The following is a 17,139-nucleotide window of genomic DNA, read 5'->3' as shown; positions in this document are numbered from 1 at the left end:
GTGGGGGGTATCCGGCAACACGGTACTGAACACCGTTGTCATATGCTCTGACCTGCGGAAATGCTTGCAGGTCGGGGCGGTGGCGCGAGGGCTGGGAGTGGGTCGCACCGATGCGTTTTGTCAGGCGGGGCGGCGATCGACGATGATGATCGCGGGCGGCGTCGCATGATGCAGGTCCGCCTGGAACAGAGCGCAAACGGGCAGTGAACTCGCGCTTCCGTTCATCCGATAGCCTCTGCCGACGTGCCGCCGGCCCGTATCCGGGCCGCACAGTCGCGCGCCGACCCCGTCAGCACCAAGGAGTGAGTTCGTCTGTCGACCGCCATCCTCACCGGTGCACCGGTACCCGGATCGTCGCTCGGGGACGATCTTCGGTCACTGGGCTTCGACGTACAGGCCGCCGCCGATGTGACCGAGGCCGCACGGCTGCTCTCGGTCGTCCCCGCGGACCGCCGTGTCGCACTGGTCGATCCCCGTTTCGTCGGCCATGTCCACGCCCTCCGGCTCGGACTGACCGACCCGCGCTTCCCCGCCGCCACCGTGCCCGGCGCGCTCACCGCGCAGCCGGAGGCGCGCTCCGCGCTCGTCCGGGCCCTGGACACCACGGCCGAGGCCGTCGGCGCCGGCGTCCCCACGGGCCCGCCGGACGCACCGGTCACCGACCGCACCGTGCCGGGCCGCATCGCGGCCACCATGGACGCCGAGGGCACCGCCGTGCAGCGCCCCGAGCTGGGCTCACTGGTCGCGGCCGTGCCGGTCGACGGGCCCGCGCGCGAAGCGGCACAGAGCGCCCGCGCCGCGGTCGACGACGAGGCGGTGCGGCTGCGCAGCGCCGTGAAGGCCCACGACGGCTTCTTCACCACGTTCTTCATCAGCCCGTACTCCCGCTACATCGCCCGCTGGTGCGCCCGCCGCGGCCTCACGCCGAACCAGGTCACCACCGCGTCCCTGCTGACCGCGCTGATCGCGGCCGGCAGCGCGGCGACCGGCACCCGCGGCGGTTACATCGCGGCCGGGCTGCTGCTGCTCCTCTCCTTCGTCCTGGACTGCACCGACGGGCAGCTCGCCCGCTACTCGCTCCAGTACTCGACGATGGGCGCCTGGCTGGACGCGACCTTCGACCGGGCCAAGGAGTACGCCTACTACGCGGGCCTCGCGCTCGGCGCCGCCCGCGGCGGTGACGACGTATGGGCGCTCGCCCTCGGCGCGATGGTGCTCCAGGCCTGCCGCCACGTCATCGACTTCTCGTTCAACGAGGCCAACCACGACGCGGTGGCCAATTCGAGCCCCACGGCAGCACTCTCCGACCGGCTCGACAGCGTCGGCTGGACCGTCTGGCTGCGCCGGATGATAGTGCTGCCGATCGGCGAGCGCTGGGCGATGATCGCGGTACTGACCGCGGTGACCACCCCCCGGATCGTCTTCTACGCCCTGCTCATCGGCTGCGCCTTCGCCGCCTGCTACACCACCGCCGGACGGCTGCTGCGCTCCCTGACCCGCAAGGCCGAGCGCACCGACCGCGCCGCCCGGGCACTCGCCGAGCTGGCCGACTCCGGACCGATCGCCCAGTTCGTCGCCGCGGTCGGGCCCCGGCTCGGCGGCAGCTGGAGCGCCCCGCTCACGGCCCTGCTCGCCGGGGCGCTCATGATCGCCTCCGCGCTCTCGCAGCCCTTCGGCAGCTGGCACACCATCCTGGCCGCGGTGGTCTACGCGATGTTCTCCGGCATGGCCGTCTCCCGCCCGCTCAAGGGCGCACTCGACTGGCTCGTACCCCCGATATTCAGGGCGGCCGAGTACTGCACCGTCCTGATCCTCGCGGCCCGCAGCGATGTCCCGGGCGCCCTTCCGGCGGCCTTCGGGCTGGTCTCCGCCGTCGCCTACCATCACTACGACACGGTGTACCGCATTCGCGGCGGCACCGGCGCGCCGCCCCAGTGGCTGGTGCGCACGATCGGTGGGCACGAGGGCCGCACCCTGGTGGTGGCCGTACTCGCCGCCGTATTCACTCAGCATCCGGCTTTCACCGTGGCACTCACCACGCTCGCTGTGGCGGTGGCACTGGTGGTGCTCGTGGAGTCCATCCGCTTCTGGGTGTCTTCCGGAGCACCCGCCGTTCACGACGAAGGAGAACCCGCATGATCGGCCTCGTACTGGCAGCCGGTGCAGGACGGCGTCTGCGCCCCTACACCGACACGCTTCCGAAGGCGCTCGTGCCTGTCGACGGCGAGAAGACGGTCCTGGACCTCACGCTGGCCAACTTCGCGGAGATAGGCCTCACCGAGGTCGCCGTCGTCGTCGGCTACCGCAAGAAAGCCGTGTACGACCGCAAGGCCGAGCTCGAGGCGAAGTACGGCGTCACCCTCACCCTGATCGACAACGACAAGGCCGAGGAGTGGAACAACGCCTACTCCCTGTGGTGCGCCCGCGAGGTCCTGGGGCGCGGCGTCATCCTGGCCAACGGCGACACCGTCCACCCGGTCTCCGTGGAGAAGACCCTGCTCGCCGCCCGGGGCGACGGCCGGAAGATCATCCTCGCCCTCGACACGGTGAAGCACCTCGCCGACGAGGAGATGAAGGTCATCACCGAGGACGGCAAGGGCGTGCGGCGCATCACCAAGCTGATGGAGCCGGCCACCGCGACCGGTGAGTACATCGGCGTCACCCTCATCGAGCCCGAGGCCGCCGAGGAGCTCGCGGACGCCCTGAAGACGACCTTCGAGCGCGACCCCGACCTCTACTACGAGGACGGCTACCAGGAGCTCGTGAACCGCGGCTTCACCATCGACGTGGCCCCCATCGGCGAAGTGACGTGGGTGGAGATCGACAACCACGACGACCTCGCGAAGGGCCGTGAGATCGCGTGCCAGTACTGACGCGGCTCATCCCGTCCCCGGTCGTCGTCGACATCCGCAGCGGCGCCCTGGACGATCTGGCCGGCCTCCTCGCGGACCAGCGGATCTCCGCCTCCGGCAAGCTCGCCGTCGCGATCAGCGACGGCTCGGGGCGCGCCCTGCGCGAGCGGCTGACCCCCGCGCTGCCCGGCGCCCACTGGTACCCCGTGAGCGACGGCACACTCGACTCGGCGGTCAAGCTGGCCGACGACATCAAGGGCAATCGGTACGACGCCGTGGTCGGCCTCGGCGGCGGCAAGATCGTCGACGTGGCGAAGTACGCGGCGGCGCGGGTCGGGCTGCCCATGGTCGCGGTGGCGACGAACCTCGCCCACGACGGTCTGTGCTCGCCCGTCGCGACGCTCGACAACGACAACGGCCGGGGCTCGTACGGAGTCCCCACCCCGATCGCCGTGGTCATCGACCTCGACATCGTCCGCCAGGCACCGGCCCGCTTCGTGCGCTCCGGCATCGGCGACGCGGTCTCCAACATCTCCTGCGTGGCCGACTGGGAACTCGCCCACGAGGTCAAGGGCGAGGAGATCGACGGACTGGCCGCGGCCATGGCTCGCCAGGCCGGCGAGGCCGTGCTCCGCCACCCGGGCGGGATCGGCGACGACGCCTTCCTCAAGGTGCTGGCCGAGGGCCTCGTACTGACCGGCATCTCGATGTCCGTCGCCGGGGACTCCCGGCCTGCCTCGGGCGCCTGCCACGAGATCAACCACGCCTTCGACCTGCTGTACCCCAAGCGTGCGGCCAGCCACGGCGAGCAGGTCGGCCTCGGCGCCTGCTTCGCCATGCATCTGCGCGGCGCGCGCGAGGAGTCGCTGCTCATGGCGGCCACCCTGCGCCGCCACGGCCTGCCGGTACTGCCCGACGAGATCGGCTTCAGCGCCGACGAATTCGTCCAGGCCGTCGACTACGCCCCGCAGACCCGTCCGGGGCGCTTCACGATCCTGGAACACCTCAACCTGTCCACCGACCAGATCAGGGACGCGTACGCCGACTATGCAAAAGCCATCCATAGCTGAACTCCGTCCGGTCGTGCACCCCCCGGGTGTGAAGGACCGGCGCAGCGGTGAGCACTGGGCTGGTCGGCTCTACATGCGCGAGATCTCGCTGCGCATCGACCGGCACCTGGTGAACACCAAGGTCACCCCCAACCAGCTGACCTATGTGATGACGGTCGCCGGAGTGCTCTCCGCGCCGGCCCTGCTAATCCCGGGCATCCCCGGCGCGCTGCTCGGGGTGCTCGCGGTCCAGCTCTACCTGCTGCTCGACTGTGTCGACGGCGAGGTGGCCCGTTGGAAGAAGCAGTTCTCGCTGGGCGGGGTCTACCTGGACCGGGTCGGCGCGTACCTCTGCGACGCGGCGGTACTGGTCGGCTTCGGCCTGCGCGCCGCCGACCTGTGGGGCACCGGACGGATCGACTGGCTCTGGGCCTTCCTGGGCACGCTCGCGGCCCTCGGCGCCATCCTGATCAAGGCCGAGACCGACCTGGTCGGCGTCGCCCGTCACCAGGGTGGGCTGCCGCCGGTCAAGGAGGCCGCCTCGGAGCCGCGCTCGTCCGGGATGGCACTCGCCCGCCGGGCCGCCGGCGCGCTCAAGTTCCACCGGCTGATCCTCGGGGTCGAGGCGTCACTGGTCATCCTGGTGGCCGCCGTCCTCGACGCCGTCCGTGACGACCTGTTCTTCAGCCGCCTCATGGTCGCGGTGCTGGCCGGCATCGCGCTGCTCCAGACGCTCCTGCACCTGGTGTCGATCCTGGCGTCGAGCAGGCTGAAGTGAACACGCCCATGAAGCTCGGCGCGGTCGTGATCACGATGGGCAATCGCCCCGAGGAGCTCCGCGCCCTCCTCGATTCGGTCGCCGGGCAGGACGGCGACCGGATCGAGGTGGTGGTCGTCGGCAACGGCGCCCCCGTACCGGACGTCCCCGCAGGTGTGCGGGCCGTCGAGCTGCCCGAGAACCTGGGCATCCCCGGCGGCCGCAATGTCGGGATCGAGGCCTTCGGCCCGTCCGGCGCCGACGTGGACGCCCTGCTCTTCCTCGACGACGACGGGCTGCTGCCGCTCGCCGACACCGCCGAGCTGTGCCGGCAGGCCTTCGAGGCCGATCCCGAGCTGGGCATCATCAGCTTCCGCATCGCCGACCCGGACACCGGTGTCACCCAGCGCCGCCACGTACCGCGGCTGCGTGCCTCCGATCCGATGCGCTCCTCACGCGTGACGACCTTCCTCGGCGGCGCCAACGCCGTACGCACCAAGGTCTTCGCCGAGGCCGGGCCGCTGCCCGGCCAGTTCTTCTACGCGCACGAGGAGACCGATCTCGCCTGGCGGGCCCTGGACGCCGGCTGGATGATCGACTACCGCGCGGACATGGTCCTCAACCACCCGACGACCGCCCCCTCGCGGCACGCGGTGTACCACCGCATGGTGGCCCGCAACCGGGTCTGGCTGGCCCGCCGCAATCTGCCCGCACCCCTGGTGCCGGTCTACCTCGGGGTGTGGCTGCTGCTGACCCTGCTCCGCAAGCCCTCGGGCCCCGCACTGAAGGCCTGGTTCGGCGGCTTCCGGGAAGGCTGGTCCACGCCGTGCGGAGCCCGCCGTCCGATGAAGTGGCGCACGGTGTGGCGGCTGACCAGACTCGGCCGACCTCCCGTGATCTGAGAGGCTCACCTCTGAGAGCATGGGACGTACGTTTTCTTCACGGGACCTGTCCGCTCCGAGCCGCGCCCCCGACCGGCTGCGCATCTTGAATACGAGAGTTTCATCTGGTGAGTGACACAACCCATGATGGTGCGGTGGCATTGAGCACCCCACCATCCGCCGACGACGGCCTGAACTCGGCCGAGCTGGCCGCCAAGTACGGTCTGACGGTGAGCGGCGCCCGGCCGGGGCTCTTCGAGTACATCCGGCAGCTCTGGGGCCGGCGCCACTTCATCATGGCGTTCTCCAGGGCGAAGCTGACCGCCCAGTACAGCCAGGCGAAGCTCGGCCAGCTGTGGCAGGTGGCCACACCGCTGCTCAACGCCCTGGTCTACTACTTGATCTTCGGGCTGATCCTGGGCACCCGGAAGGGAATGACCCAGGAGGTCTTCATCCCGTTCCTGGTGACCGGCGTCTTCGTCTTCACCTTCACCCAGAGTTCGGTGATGGCGGGCGTGCGGGCCATCTCCGGCAATCTGGGGCTGGTCCGGGCACTGCACTTCCCGCGTGCCTCGCTGCCGATCTCGTTCTCGCTCCAGCAGCTCCAGCAGCTGCTGTTCTCGATGATCGTGCTCGGGGCCGTGGCCATCGCCTTCGGCAGCTACCCGAGCCTGTCCTGGCTGCTGATCGTCCCGGCGCTGGTCATGCAGTTCGTCTTCAACACCGGCCTGGCGCTGATCATGGCCAGGCTCGGCAGCAAGACCCCCGATCTCGCCCAGCTGATGCCGTTCGTCATGCGGACCTGGATGTACGCCTCGGGCGTCATGTTCTCCATCCCGGTGATGCTCAAGGACAAGCCGGACTGGATCGCCAACGTTCTGCAGTACAACCCGGCGGCCATCTATATGGATCTGGTCCGCTTCGCGCTGATCGACGGCTACGGCTCGGGGAACCTGCCGGCGCACGTCTGGATCGTGGCGCTCGCCTGGGCGGTCCTGGTCGGCCTGGTGGGCTTCGTGTACTTCTGGAAGGCAGAGGAACGGTACGGCCGTGGCTGACGACAAGACTCCGGGGCGCGTCCCCACCGTCATCGCCGACGATGTGCACATCGTGTACCGCGTCAACGGCGCCGGCGGCGGCAAGGGCAGCGCCACCGCGGCGCTGAGCCGGATCCTGCGCCGCGGCAAGGGCGAATCGCGCGGTGTGCGCAAGGTGCACGCCGTCCGCGGTGTCTCCTTCACCGCCTACCGGGGCGAGGCGATCGGCCTCATCGGTACCAACGGCTCCGGGAAGTCGACGCTGCTGCGGGCCATCGCCGGCCTGCTGCCGACCGAGCACGGCAAGGTCTACACCGACGGGCAGCCCTCGCTGCTCGGGGTGAACGCCGCGCTGATGAGCGATCTGACCGGTGAGCGCAACGTGGTTCTCGGCGGTCTCGCGATGGGCATGTCCCGCGAGGAGATCCGCGAGCGCTACCAGGGGATCGTCGACTTCTCCGGCATCAACGAGAAGGGCGACTTCATCACCCTGCCGATGCGTACGTACTCCTCCGGCATGGCCGCGCGTCTGCGCTTCTCGATCGCCGCAGCCAAGAACCACGACGTCCTCATGATCGACGAGGCGCTGGCGACCGGTGACCGCAAGTTCCAGATCCGCTCCGAGAAGCGCATCAGGGAGCTCCGCAAGGAGGCCGGCACCGTCTTCCTGGTCAGCCACAGCAACAAGTCCATCAGGGACACCTGTGACCGGGTGCTGTGGCTGGAGAAGGGCGAGCTGCTGATGGACGGCCCCACGGACGAGGTGCTCAAGGCGTACGAGCGCGAGACCGGCAAGTAGCGGCTCTCCCGGTCCCGCGACACCGCTGCGGCCCTTGCCGGTACCCCGGCAGGGGCCGCAGCGGTGTCCGGATCGTGGACCACCGCCGGCGCTCTCCACGCCCGGCGGTATGTCCCGCACCGGATCTCGTTCCGACGGATGACGTCAATTGCCGTGTGTACGAGGAAGGTTGGCGGGGTGGGAAGCGTTCCTGCAACGCGCTCAACACCCCGCCGTATGGATGAGCGTTGTACAACGTAAGCTGTAGCGGTGCTGATTCGAGGCAAGTGGGGCGATCGTGCCCGGTGTGCGGCCCGTAGGCAGCGCTCCGCACTCGGCAGAGCGGGCGGCGTGTCCGGAATGGGATGTTTTGGGTCAGCAGTGTAGAACGGGAGATGTGACGGCCATGACGGAAAATCTCCAGCTCCGAGGTGCTCGCGCCGTCCCAGCGCCGGGCGGTCCCTGGTGACCCGTACCCGGCAGACGCACCCCGATGACGTCGTGCCCAGCACCCTCGACAAGGCCGCGGACGAGAACTTCCCCGTAGCCCCCTTCTTCCTGCCCCGCGCCTGGCGCGACGACCTCATGGCCGTCTACGGCTTCGCCCGCCTCGTCGACGACATCGGCGACGGCGACCTCGCCCCCGGCGGCGCCGATGCCCGCCACCTCGGCGTCGATCCCGCGCAGGCCGACGACCGGCTCGCCGTGCTCGATGCCTTCGAGGCGGATCTGCACCGGGTCTTCGACACCGCGGGCGACGGCCCCCGCCACCCCCTGCTGCGCGCCCTGCGGCCCACCGTGCGGCGCTGCGCGCTCACTCCCGAACCCTTCCTCGGCCTCATCGAGGCGAACCGGCAGGACCAGAAGGTCCGCCGCTACGGGACGTACGAGGAGCTGCTGGCCTACTGCGAGCTCTCCGCCAACCCCGTGGGCCGGCTGGTCCTGCAGATCACCGGGACCGCCAGCCCCGAGCGCATCCGCCGTTCCGACGCGGTCTGCACCGCCCTCCAGATCGTCGAGCACCTCCAGGACGTCACCGAGGACCTCGGCCGCGACCGGATCTATCTCCCCGCCGACGACATGGCGCGGTTCCACGTCGACGAAACCGATCTCGCCGCCCCCTCGGGGAGCGCATCGGTGCGTTCACTGGTCGCGTACGAAGCGGAACGCGCCCGGGAACTGCTGAATGAAGGCACCCCTCTGGTGGGTAGCGTCCACGGCAGGCTCAGGCTGCTTCTCGCCGGATTCGTGGGAGGGGGGCGCGCCGCCCTCACCGCGATCGCGGCCGCCGGGTTCGACGTACTGCCCGGACCGCCCAAGCCCACCAAGCCCAGCCTGCTGCGCGAAGTGGGAGTTGTCTTGCGAAGAGCGCGTAGAGAGGGGTGAGCCGGACCGTGGAGGGACAGACGACGTACATGTCGGCACCGGTACAGGCCGCATACAGTTACTGCGAGGCGGTCACCGGACAGCAGGCGCGTAACTTCGCGTACGGCATCAGACTGCTGCCGACCGAGAAGCGACAGGCCATGTCGGCGCTGTACGCCTTCTCCCGGCGCGTCGACGACATCGGTGACGGCGAGCTGGACGCGGACACCAAGCGGGCCCGCCTGGAGAGCACCCGTACCGTCCTGGACCGGATCCGGGACGGAGCGGTCGACGAGGACGACACCGACCCGGTGGCCGTCGCGCTCGCCGACGCCGCGCGCAGGTTCCCGCTCCCGCTCGGCGGGCTCGACGAGCTCATCGACGGCGTGCTGATGGACGTGCGCGGCGCGACCTACGAGACCTGGGACGACCTCAAGGTCTACTGCCGCTGTGTCGCGGGTGCCATCGGCCGTCTCAGCCTGGGCGTCTTCGGTACCGAGCCCGGCGCCCCGGGGGCCGACCGGGCCGCAGAGTACGCCGACACGCTCGGCCTCGCGCTCCAGCTGACCAACATCCTGCGCGACGTACGCGAGGACGCGGGCAACGGGCGTACGTATCTGCCCGCCGACGACCTCGCCAAGTTCGGCTGCTCGGCCGGCTTCCACCGGGCCACACCACCGCCCGGCGCCGACTTCGCCGGCCTCGTCCACTTCGAGGTACGGCGCGCCCGCACCCTGTTCGCCGAGGGATACCGGCTGCTGCCCATGCTGGACCGGCGCAGCGGAGCCTGTGTCGCGGCCATGGCGGGGATCTACCGCCGGCTGCTCGACCGGATCGAGCGCGACCCCGAGGCGGTGCTGCGCGGCCGGGTCTCGCTGCCGGGCCACGAGAAGGCGTACGTCGCGGTGCGCGGCCTGTCGGGTCTCGACGCCCGGTACATCTCCCGGCGCACCACCAGGAGGCGTGTCTGATGCGCCGTGAGGACATCTCGCGCACCATGTGCAACACGGAGACCCGATCCGCCCGGCGATCAACCCCGCGCCGTGCCCTCGCGTCCCAGACTGAAGTGACCCGGCGAAAGGAGGACGCATGACGGACGACGCCCCGCGCTCCTCCCGCGCGGTCGTGATCGGCGGCGGCCTCGCCGGAATCACCTCGGCGCTGCGTCTCGCCGACGCCGGGCTTGACGTGACCCTGCTCGAAGGCCGGCCCCGGCTCGGCGGCCTCGCCTTCTCCTTCCGGCGCGGCGAACTGACGGTCGACAACGGACAGCATGTCTATCTGCGCTGCTGCACCGCCTACCGCTGGTTCCTCGACCGCATCGACGGGGCCCGCCTGGCCCCCCTGCAAAACCGTTTGGACGTGCCCGTTCTCGATGTCGGACGCCCCTCGGGCCCCCGGCTGGGACGGCTGCGCCGCAACGGGCTCCCGGTGCCCTTCCACCTCGCCGCCGGACTCGTCGGCTATCCGCACCTCTCGCTCGCCGAGCGGGCGGGCGTCGGCCGCGCCGCACTGGCACTCGGCCGCCTGGACCCCGACGACCCCGCGCTCGACGCCGTCGACTTCGGCAGCTGGCTCGCCCGGCACGGCCAGTCGCCGCGCACCGTCGAGGCCCTCTGGGACCTGGTCGGCGTCGCCACGCTCAACGCCACCGCGCCGAACTCCTCGCTGGCCCTGGCCGCGAAGGTCTTCAAGACCGGACTCCTCTCCGAGCCCGGCGCCGCCGACATCGGCTGGGCGAGCGTGCCCCTCGGCGAGATCCACGACACGCTGGCCCGCAAGGCCCTGGACTCCGCCGGAGTCCGTACCGAACTGCGTACGAAGGCCTCCTCCCTCACCCGGACGGTGGACGGCGGCTGGATCGTGGACACCGGCGCCGAACGGATCGAGGCGGACACCGTCGTCCTCGCCGTCCCGCAGCGCGAGACCCACGACCTGCTGCCCGAGGGCGCGCTCGACGAGCCCGGGCGGCTGCTCGGCATCGGCACGTCGCCGATCCTCAATGTGCACGTCGTCTACGACCGCAAGGTGCTGCGCCGCCCGTTCTTCACCGCGCTCGGCTCCCCGGTCCAGTGGGTCTTCGACCGTACGGACGCCTCGGGCCTCACAGGTCCCGGGCAGTACCTCGCCGTGTCCCAGTCCGCCGCCGACGAGGAGATCGACCTTCCCGTCGCCGAGCTGCGTGCCCGCTACCTGCCCGAGCTGGAGCGGCTGCTGCCGGCCGCCCGCGGGGCCGGCATCAGGGATTTCTTCGTCACCCGGGAGCGCGCGGCGACCTTCGCCCCCGCCCCCGGCGTCGGCCGGCTGCGGCCGGGGGCCCGCACCCGGCTCCCCGGCCTCTGCCTGGCCGGGGCGTGGACGGCCACCGGCTGGCCCGCGACGATGGAGGGTGCCGTCCGCAGCGGGTTCAGCGCGGCGGACGCCGCGCTCCGGGCGCTCGGCCGCTCCCATGAACATCCGCTGCAGGAGGCGGCATGAGCAGTACCACCGGAACAAGAGGAGAGTCAGTGACCCCGGCGAATTCGGCTTTCGACACCGTGGCCGACACCACGGACGTCACCGCGCTTCTGGAGCGCGGACGGGCCCTTTCCACGCCGGTGCTCCGGGCCGCCGTTGACCGGCTCGCACCGCCCATGGACACCGTCGCCGCCTACCACTTCGGCTGGATCGACGCCCAGGGACAGCCTGCCGACGGCGACGGCGGCAAGGCCGTCCGCCCGGCTCTCGCCCTGCTGTCCGCGGAGGCGGCGGGCGCAGCGGCCGAGGCCGGCGTCCCCGGCGCCGTGGCCGTCGAACTCGTGCACAACTTCTCGCTGCTGCACGACGACCTGATGGACGGCGACGAACAGCGCCGCCACCGCGACACGGTCTGGAAGGTGCACGGCCCCGCCCAGGCGATCCTGGTCGGCGATGCGCTCTTCGCCCTGGCCAACGAGGTCCTGCTGGAGCTCGGCACGGTCGAGGCGGGCCGCGCGACCCGCCGGCTGACCGCGGCCAGCCGCAAGCTCATCGACGGGCAGGCCCAGGACATCTCCTACGAGCACCGCGAGCGGGTCACCGTCGAGGAGTGCCTGGAGATGGAGGGCAACAAGACGGGCGCCCTGCTCGCCTGCGCCTGCTCCATCGGCGCGGTCCTCGGCGGCGCCGACGACCGGACCGCCGACACCCTGGAGGCGTACGGATACCACCTCGGCCTCGCCTTCCAGGCCGTCGACGATCTGCTCGGCATCTGGGGCGACCCCGAGTCCACCGGCAAGCAGACCTGGAGCGACCTGCGCCAGCGCAAGAAGTCGCTGCCGGTCGTCGCCGCGCTCGCCGCGGGCGGCCCGGCGTCGGGGCGCCTGGGCGAACTGCTCGCGGCCGACGCCAAGAGCAGCGATTTCGACAGCTTCTCCGAAGAGGAGTTCGCCGCCCGTGCGGCACTCATCGAGGAGGCGGGCGGCCGTGAGTGGACCGCCCAGGAGGCCCGTCGGCAGCATGCGGTCGCCATCGAGGCACTGCACCGCGTCGACATGCCGCAGACCGTGCGGGCGCAGCTCACGGCGCTCGCGGACTTCGTCGTCGTACGAAAGAGATGATCACTATCTGCTCCATATGACTCGCAGTCGCCGGCCGGTGCCCTTATCAGGCACCGGCCGACGGAGACCCCAGCACAGCAGAGGACCTGACTGCACGAAGGGGAAGCCATGACAGCGACGACCGACGGAAGCACCGGGGCCGTGAACCCCCGCGCGGCCTCGGCCAGTGAACCGACCGACACAACCATCGCCGCGGACGACGCGTACACCGCCGCGCGGCGGGCCGCGGAACGCTCGGTGGAGCACCTCCTCGGCAGGCAGGACGAGCAGGGCTGGTGGAAGGGCGACCTCGCCACCAACGTCACGATGGACGCCGAGGACCTGCTGCTCCGTCAGTTCCTCGGAATTCAGGACCCGGCCACGGTCCGGGCGGCCGGCCGCTTCATCCGCGGCGAACAACTGGGCGACGGCACCTGGGCCACCTTCCACGGCGGCCCCGGCGAACTCTCCACCACCATCGAGGCGTACGTGGCCCTGCGGCTGGCCGGGGACCGGCCGGACGAACCGCACATGGCACGCGCCTCGGCCTGGATCAGGGAACAGGGCGGCATCGCGGCCGGCCGGGTCTTCACCCGGATCTGGCTCGCGCTCTTCGGCTGGTGGAAGTGGGACGACCTGCCGGAACTCCCGCCCGAGCTGATGTTCTTTCCCAAGTGGGCCCCGCTCAACATCTACGACTTCGGCTGCTGGGCCCGCCAGACCATCGTGCCGCTCACCATCGTCTCGGCGAAGCGGCCGGTACGCCCGGCCCCCTTCCCGCTCGACGAACTGCACACCGACCCGCGCAATCCGAACCTGCCCAGGCGCCCCGCCCCGGCCGCGAGTTGGGACGGCGTCTTCCAGCGCCTGGACAAGGCGCTGCACGTCTACCACCGGATCGCGCCGCGCAGGCTGCGCCGGATCGCGATGGACTCGGCGGCCCGCTGGATCATCGAGCGCCAGGAGAACGACGGCTGCTGGGGCGGCATCCAGCCGCCCGCGGTGTACTCCGTCATCGCCCTGCACCTGCTCGGCTACGACCTGGACCACCCGGTGATGCGGGCCGGACTCGAATCGCTCGACCGGTTCGCCGTGTGGCGCGAGGACGGCGCCCGGATGATCGAGGCCTGCCAGTCCCCGGTGTGGGACACCTGCCTCGCCACCATCGCGCTCGCCGACGCCGGGGTCCGCCCCGACCACCCGGCGCTGGTGAAGGCCGCGGACTGGATGCTCGGCGAGGAGATCGTCCGGCCCGGCGACTGGTCCGTGCGCCGCCCTCGGCTCAACCCGGGCGGCTGGGCCTTCGAGTTCCACAACGACAACTACCCGGACATCGACGACACCGCGGAGGTGGTCCTCGCGCTGCGCCGGGTCCGCCACCCGGACCAGGCACGCGTCGAGGCCGCCATCAGGCGCGGGGTCCGCTGGAACATCGGCATGCAGTCCCGCAACGGGGCCTGGGGTGCCTTCGACGCGGACAATACCAGCGCCTTCCCCAACCGGCTGCCGTTCTGCGACTTCGGCGAGGTCATCGACCCGCCGTCCGCCGATGTCACCGGGCACGTGGTGGAGATGCTCGCCGTCGAGGGGCGCTCCGGCCACCGCGTCACCCGGCGTGGCATCGATTGGCTGCTCGCCGAACAGGAGGCGAGCGGCGCCTGGTTCGGCCGCTGGGGCGTCAACTACGTATATGGAACAGGGTCGGTGGTGCCCGCACTGGTGGCCGCCGGGCTGCCCGTGACGCACCCGGCGATCAGCCGCGCGGTCGGCTGGCTGGAGTCGGTGCAGAACGACGACGGAGGCTGGGGCGAGGACCTGCGCTCGTACCAGGAGGAGAAGTGGATCGGGCACGGCGCCTCGACCGCCTCCCAGACCGCCTGGGCCCTGCTCGCGCTGCTCGCCGCCGGACGCCGGGACAGCAAGGCCGTACAGCGGGGCGTGTCCTGGCTCACCGAGACGCAGCAGGCCGATGGCTCCTGGGACGAGCCGTACTTCACGGGCACCGGCTTCCCGTGGGACTTCTCGATCAACTACCACCTCTACCGTCAGGTGTTCCCGCTCACCGCACTCGGGCGGTACGTGTACGGCGAACCGTTCGCCGACCGCACGGCCACCCGAAAGGGGGCCTGATGGCCGACGGGCCGGGCACGCCCGGCCCCGCGGCGCCGCTGCTGATCGCCTGCGCGCTCGGCATCGAGCAGTTCGCCCTGCGCAGCGGCCGGAGCAGGGCCGGCGCCGCCTCCGGCCCGGTGACCGTACTCCGTACGGGCATGGGGCCCAGGGCCGCCGAAACGGCCGTCGCACGGGCGCTCGGTCAAGGCCGGGCGCCCGGCACGGCGGTCCTCGCCTCCGGGTTCTGCGCCGGGCTGGTGCCCGGAATGCACCCCGGGGACCTGGTGGTCGCCGACGAGACCCGGGAGTCCGGGGACCCGACGGTCTGTACCGGTCCGGGCCTGCTCGCCGAGGCCCTGGCCAGGGTGGTGCCCGGCCGCGCCGTCCACACCGGTCCGCTGACCGGCTCCGACCGTGTCGTACGCGGACATGGGCGGGCCGGGCTGCGGGCCACCGGAGCGATCGCGGTGGACATGGAGTCCGCCGCCACTCTGCGCACCGCTCTGCGGTCCGGGCCCCGCCCGGTTGCCGCCGTACGGGTGGTCGTGGATGCTCCGGAGCATGAGCTCGTCCGCATCGGCACGATACGCGGTGGAATATCAGCTTTCCGGGTTCTCCGTGCCGTCCTGCCGGCTTTCTACGAATGGCACCGATCTTTGCTGCTCCCCAGGAGGTGAGCCAGATGGCCATGCCGCTCCGTCAGTCCATCAAGGTTGCGACGTACCTCATTGAACAGAAGCTCCGCAGGCGGGACAAATTCCCGCTCATTGTGGAACTGGAGCCGTTGTACGCCTGCAATCTCGCGTGCGAGGGATGCGGGAAGATCCAGCATCCGGCGGGCGTGCTCAAGCAGCGCATGCCGGTGGCCCAGGCCGTGGGTGCCGTGCTCGAATCGGGCGCCCCGATGGTTTCCATCGCCGGCGGCGAACCGCTGATGCATCCGCAGATCGACGAAATCGTCCGGCAGTTGGTGGCGCGGAGGAAATACGTCTTCCTGTGCACCAACGCGATGCTGTTGCGGAAGAAGATCGAGAAATTCACGCCCTCGCCGTACTTCGCTTTCGCCGTGCACATCGACGGGCTGCGCGAACGGCACGACGAATCGGTTGCCAAGGAGGGTGTTTTCGACGAGGCGGTGGCGGCGATCAAGGAGGCCAAGCGGCGCGGCTTCCGGGTCACCACGAACTCCACCTTCTTCAACACCGACACCCCGCAGACCGTCATCGAGGTCCTCAACTACCTCAATGACGACCTGAAGGTCGACGAGATGATGATCTCGCCCGCCTATGCCTACGAGAAGGCGCCCGACCAGGAGCACTTTCTGGGCGTCGAGCAGACCCGCGAACTGTTCAAGAAGTCGTTCGCGGGCGGCAACCGGGACCGCTGGCGGCTGAACCACTCGCCGCTCTTCCTGGACTTCCTGGAAGGCAAGGCGGACTTCCCGTGCACGGCCTGGGCCATTCCGAACTACTCGCTGTTCGGCTGGCAGCGGCCGTGCTACCTGATGAGCGACGGCTACGTACCGACGTACCGCCAGCTCATCGAGGAGACCGACTGGGACAAGTACGGCCGGGGCAAGGACCCGCGCTGTGCCAACTGCATGGCGCACTGCGGCTACGAGCCCACCGCCGTGCTCGCCACCATGGGATCGCTGAAGGAGTCGCTGCGCGCGGCGCGCGAGACCCTCTCCGGGAACCGGTGACGTCATGACCGCCGGAGAGCCGGTCGAACTGGGTCTCCCCGGGCTGCCGGCCCGGCCGCTGGGGATGCGCCGCCACTCGCGGCGCATCCAGGTCGGGTCGGTTGCGGTGGGCGGGGATGCGCCGGTGTCGGTGCAGTCGATGACGACGACGCGTACGTCGGACGTGGGTGCGACGTTGCAGCAGATCGCGGAGCTGACGGCGTCGGGCTGTCAGATCGTGCGGGTGGCGTGTCCGACGCAGGACGATGCGGACGCGTTGGCGGTGATCGCGAGGAAGTCGCAGATCCCGGTGATCGCGGATATTCATTTCCAGCCGAAGTATGTGTTCGCGGCGATCGATGCGGGCTGTGCGGCGGTGCGGGTGAATCCGGGGAACATCAAGCAGTTCGACGACAAGGTGAAGGAGATCGCGCGGGCGGCGAACGACGCGGGTACGCCGATCCGGATCGGTGTGAACGCGGGTTCGCTGGATGCGCGTTTGCTGGCGAAGTACGGGAAGGCGACGCCCGAGGCGTTGGTGGAGTCGGCGTTGTGGGAGGCGTCGCTCTTCGAGGAGCACGGTTTCCGGGACATCAAGATCTCGGTGAAGCACAACGATCCGGTGGTGATGGTGAATGCGTACCGTCAGCTGGCGGCTCGTTGTGACTATCCGTTGCATCTGGGGGTGACGGAGGCGGGTCCGGCGTTCCAGGGGACGATCAAGTCGGCGGTGGCGTTCGGTGCGTTGCTGTCGGAGGGGATCGGGGACACGATCCGGGTGTCGTTGTCGGCGCCGCCGGCCGAGGAGGTCAAGGTCGGGATCCAGATCCTGGAGTCGCTGAATCTGCGTCAGCGGCGGCTGGAGATCGTGTCGTGTCCGTCGTGCGGGCGGGCGCAGGTGGATGTGTACAAGCTGGCGGACCAGGTGTCGGCGGGTCTTGAGGGCATGGAGGTTCCGCTGCGGGTGGCCGTGATGGGCTGTGTCGTCAATGGTCCGGGCGAGGCCCGTGAGGCGGACCTGGGTGTGGCGTCCGGCAACGGCAAGGGGCAGATCTTCGTGAAGGGCGAGG

General features: G+C 70.4%; 15 protein-coding genes. All 15 read left to right on the top strand.

Annotated features, from left to right (window positions below):
- Positions 1-312: 312 nt before the first annotated feature.
- On the top strand, positions 313-2,139 hold the full coding sequence (locus BT364_RS10955) for a DUF5941 domain-containing protein (protein WP_079179403.1): 1,827 nt from the start codon (positions 313-315) through the stop codon (positions 2,137-2,139).
- Positions 2,136-2,873, top strand: coding sequence for a phosphocholine cytidylyltransferase family protein (locus BT364_RS10950; RefSeq protein ID WP_072484957.1), 738 nt, complete (start codon positions 2,136-2,138; stop codon positions 2,871-2,873). Before BT364_RS10955 ends, BT364_RS10950 begins: the two co-directional genes overlap by 4 nt.
- Entirely contained in the window at positions 2,861-3,922 is a 1,062-nt protein-coding gene (locus BT364_RS10945; protein WP_072484956.1) for an iron-containing alcohol dehydrogenase family protein, read from the top strand. Before BT364_RS10950 ends, BT364_RS10945 begins: the two co-directional genes overlap by 13 nt.
- Positions 3,900-4,679: a CDP-alcohol phosphatidyltransferase family protein gene (locus BT364_RS10940; RefSeq protein WP_072484955.1), complete on the top strand. Its 780-nt coding sequence runs from the start codon at positions 3,900-3,902 to the stop codon at positions 4,677-4,679. The genes BT364_RS10945 and BT364_RS10940 overlap by 23 nt, the downstream gene beginning before the upstream one ends.
- 8 nt (positions 4,680-4,687) lie before the next feature.
- Positions 4,688-5,560 (top strand): glycosyltransferase family 2 protein, encoded by an 873-nt coding sequence (locus BT364_RS10935; RefSeq protein WP_177328099.1) that lies wholly within the window; start codon positions 4,688-4,690, stop codon positions 5,558-5,560.
- 107 nt (positions 5,561-5,667) lie between these two features.
- Positions 5,668-6,597 carry an ABC transporter permease gene (locus tag BT364_RS10930; protein ID WP_072484953.1) on the top strand — a complete coding sequence of 310 codons (930 nt, stop codon included), beginning with the start codon at positions 5,668-5,670 and terminating at the stop codon, positions 6,595-6,597.
- Complete coding sequence (locus BT364_RS10925; RefSeq protein ID WP_072484952.1) at positions 6,590-7,375, top strand: ABC transporter ATP-binding protein; 786 nt, start codon at positions 6,590-6,592, stop codon at positions 7,373-7,375. Before BT364_RS10930 ends, BT364_RS10925 begins: the two co-directional genes overlap by 8 nt.
- Positions 7,376-7,819: 444 nt before the next feature.
- A complete protein-coding gene (gene hpnC / locus BT364_RS10920) occupies positions 7,820-8,740 on the top strand; it encodes a squalene synthase HpnC (protein ID WP_072484951.1) in 921 nt (306 codons plus the stop codon).
- A gap of 29 nt (positions 8,741-8,769) precedes the next feature.
- The gene (hpnD, locus tag BT364_RS10915) at positions 8,770-9,690 is read left to right on the top strand and encodes a presqualene diphosphate synthase HpnD (RefSeq protein ID WP_177328087.1); all 921 of its coding nucleotides are present in this window, start codon (positions 8,770-8,772) and stop codon (positions 9,688-9,690) included.
- Between the two features lie 118 nt (positions 9,691-9,808).
- On the top strand, positions 9,809-11,197 hold the full coding sequence (hpnE, locus tag BT364_RS10910; RefSeq protein WP_072484950.1) for a hydroxysqualene dehydroxylase HpnE: 1,389 nt from the start codon (positions 9,809-9,811) through the stop codon (positions 11,195-11,197).
- Positions 11,194-12,297 carry a polyprenyl synthetase family protein gene (locus BT364_RS10905; RefSeq protein ID WP_177328086.1) on the top strand — a complete coding sequence of 368 codons (1,104 nt, stop codon included), beginning with the start codon at positions 11,194-11,196 and terminating at the stop codon, positions 12,295-12,297. Before hpnE ends, BT364_RS10905 begins: the two co-directional genes overlap by 4 nt.
- Before the next feature lie 108 nt (positions 12,298-12,405).
- The gene (gene shc, locus BT364_RS10900) at positions 12,406-14,406 is read left to right on the top strand and encodes a squalene--hopene cyclase (RefSeq protein ID WP_072484948.1); all 2,001 of its coding nucleotides are present in this window, start codon (positions 12,406-12,408) and stop codon (positions 14,404-14,406) included.
- On the top strand, positions 14,406-15,065 hold the full coding sequence (locus BT364_RS10895; RefSeq protein WP_072484947.1) for a phosphorylase family protein: 660 nt from the start codon (positions 14,406-14,408) through the stop codon (positions 15,063-15,065). Before shc ends, BT364_RS10895 begins: the two co-directional genes overlap by 1 nt.
- A gap of 5 nt (positions 15,066-15,070) precedes the next feature.
- Positions 15,071-16,090, top strand: coding sequence for an adenosyl-hopene transferase HpnH (gene hpnH, locus BT364_RS10890; protein ID WP_072484946.1), 1,020 nt, complete (start codon positions 15,071-15,073; stop codon positions 16,088-16,090).
- Between the two features lie 4 nt (positions 16,091-16,094).
- Positions 16,095-17,139 (top strand): flavodoxin-dependent (E)-4-hydroxy-3-methylbut-2-enyl-diphosphate synthase (gene ispG, locus BT364_RS10885; RefSeq protein ID WP_072484945.1); only part of this gene is annotated, 1,045 nt, incomplete at its 3' end.

This window comes from Streptomyces atratus (genome assembly GCF_900119365.1).
GTDB lineage: Bacteria > Actinomycetota > Actinomycetes > Streptomycetales > Streptomycetaceae > Streptomyces > Streptomyces atratus_B.
Note: the sequence above shows the minus strand (reverse complement) of the source record. Positions and strands in the feature narration are given on the sequence as shown.

Coding starts and splice junctions, on each gene's coding strand:
- hpnE (WP_072484950.1), top strand. CDS start 9,809: ATGACGGACGACGCCCCGCGCTCCTCCCGCGCGGTCGTGATCGGCGGC.
- hpnD (WP_177328087.1), top strand. CDS start 8,770: ATGTCGGCACCGGTACAGGCCGCATACAGTTACTGCGAGGCGGTCACC.
- BT364_RS10895 (WP_072484947.1), top strand. CDS start 14,406: ATGGCCGACGGGCCGGGCACGCCCGGCCCCGCGGCGCCGCTGCTGATC.
- shc (WP_072484948.1), top strand. CDS start 12,406: ATGACAGCGACGACCGACGGAAGCACCGGGGCCGTGAACCCCCGCGCG.
- hpnH (WP_072484946.1), top strand. CDS start 15,071: ATGGCCATGCCGCTCCGTCAGTCCATCAAGGTTGCGACGTACCTCATT.
- BT364_RS10950 (WP_072484957.1), top strand. CDS start 2,136: ATGATCGGCCTCGTACTGGCAGCCGGTGCAGGACGGCGTCTGCGCCCC.
- BT364_RS10905 (WP_177328086.1), top strand. CDS start 11,194: ATGAGCAGTACCACCGGAACAAGAGGAGAGTCAGTGACCCCGGCGAAT.
- BT364_RS10940 (WP_072484955.1), top strand. CDS start 3,900: ATGCAAAAGCCATCCATAGCTGAACTCCGTCCGGTCGTGCACCCCCCG.
- BT364_RS10935 (WP_177328099.1), top strand. CDS start 4,688: ATGAAGCTCGGCGCGGTCGTGATCACGATGGGCAATCGCCCCGAGGAG.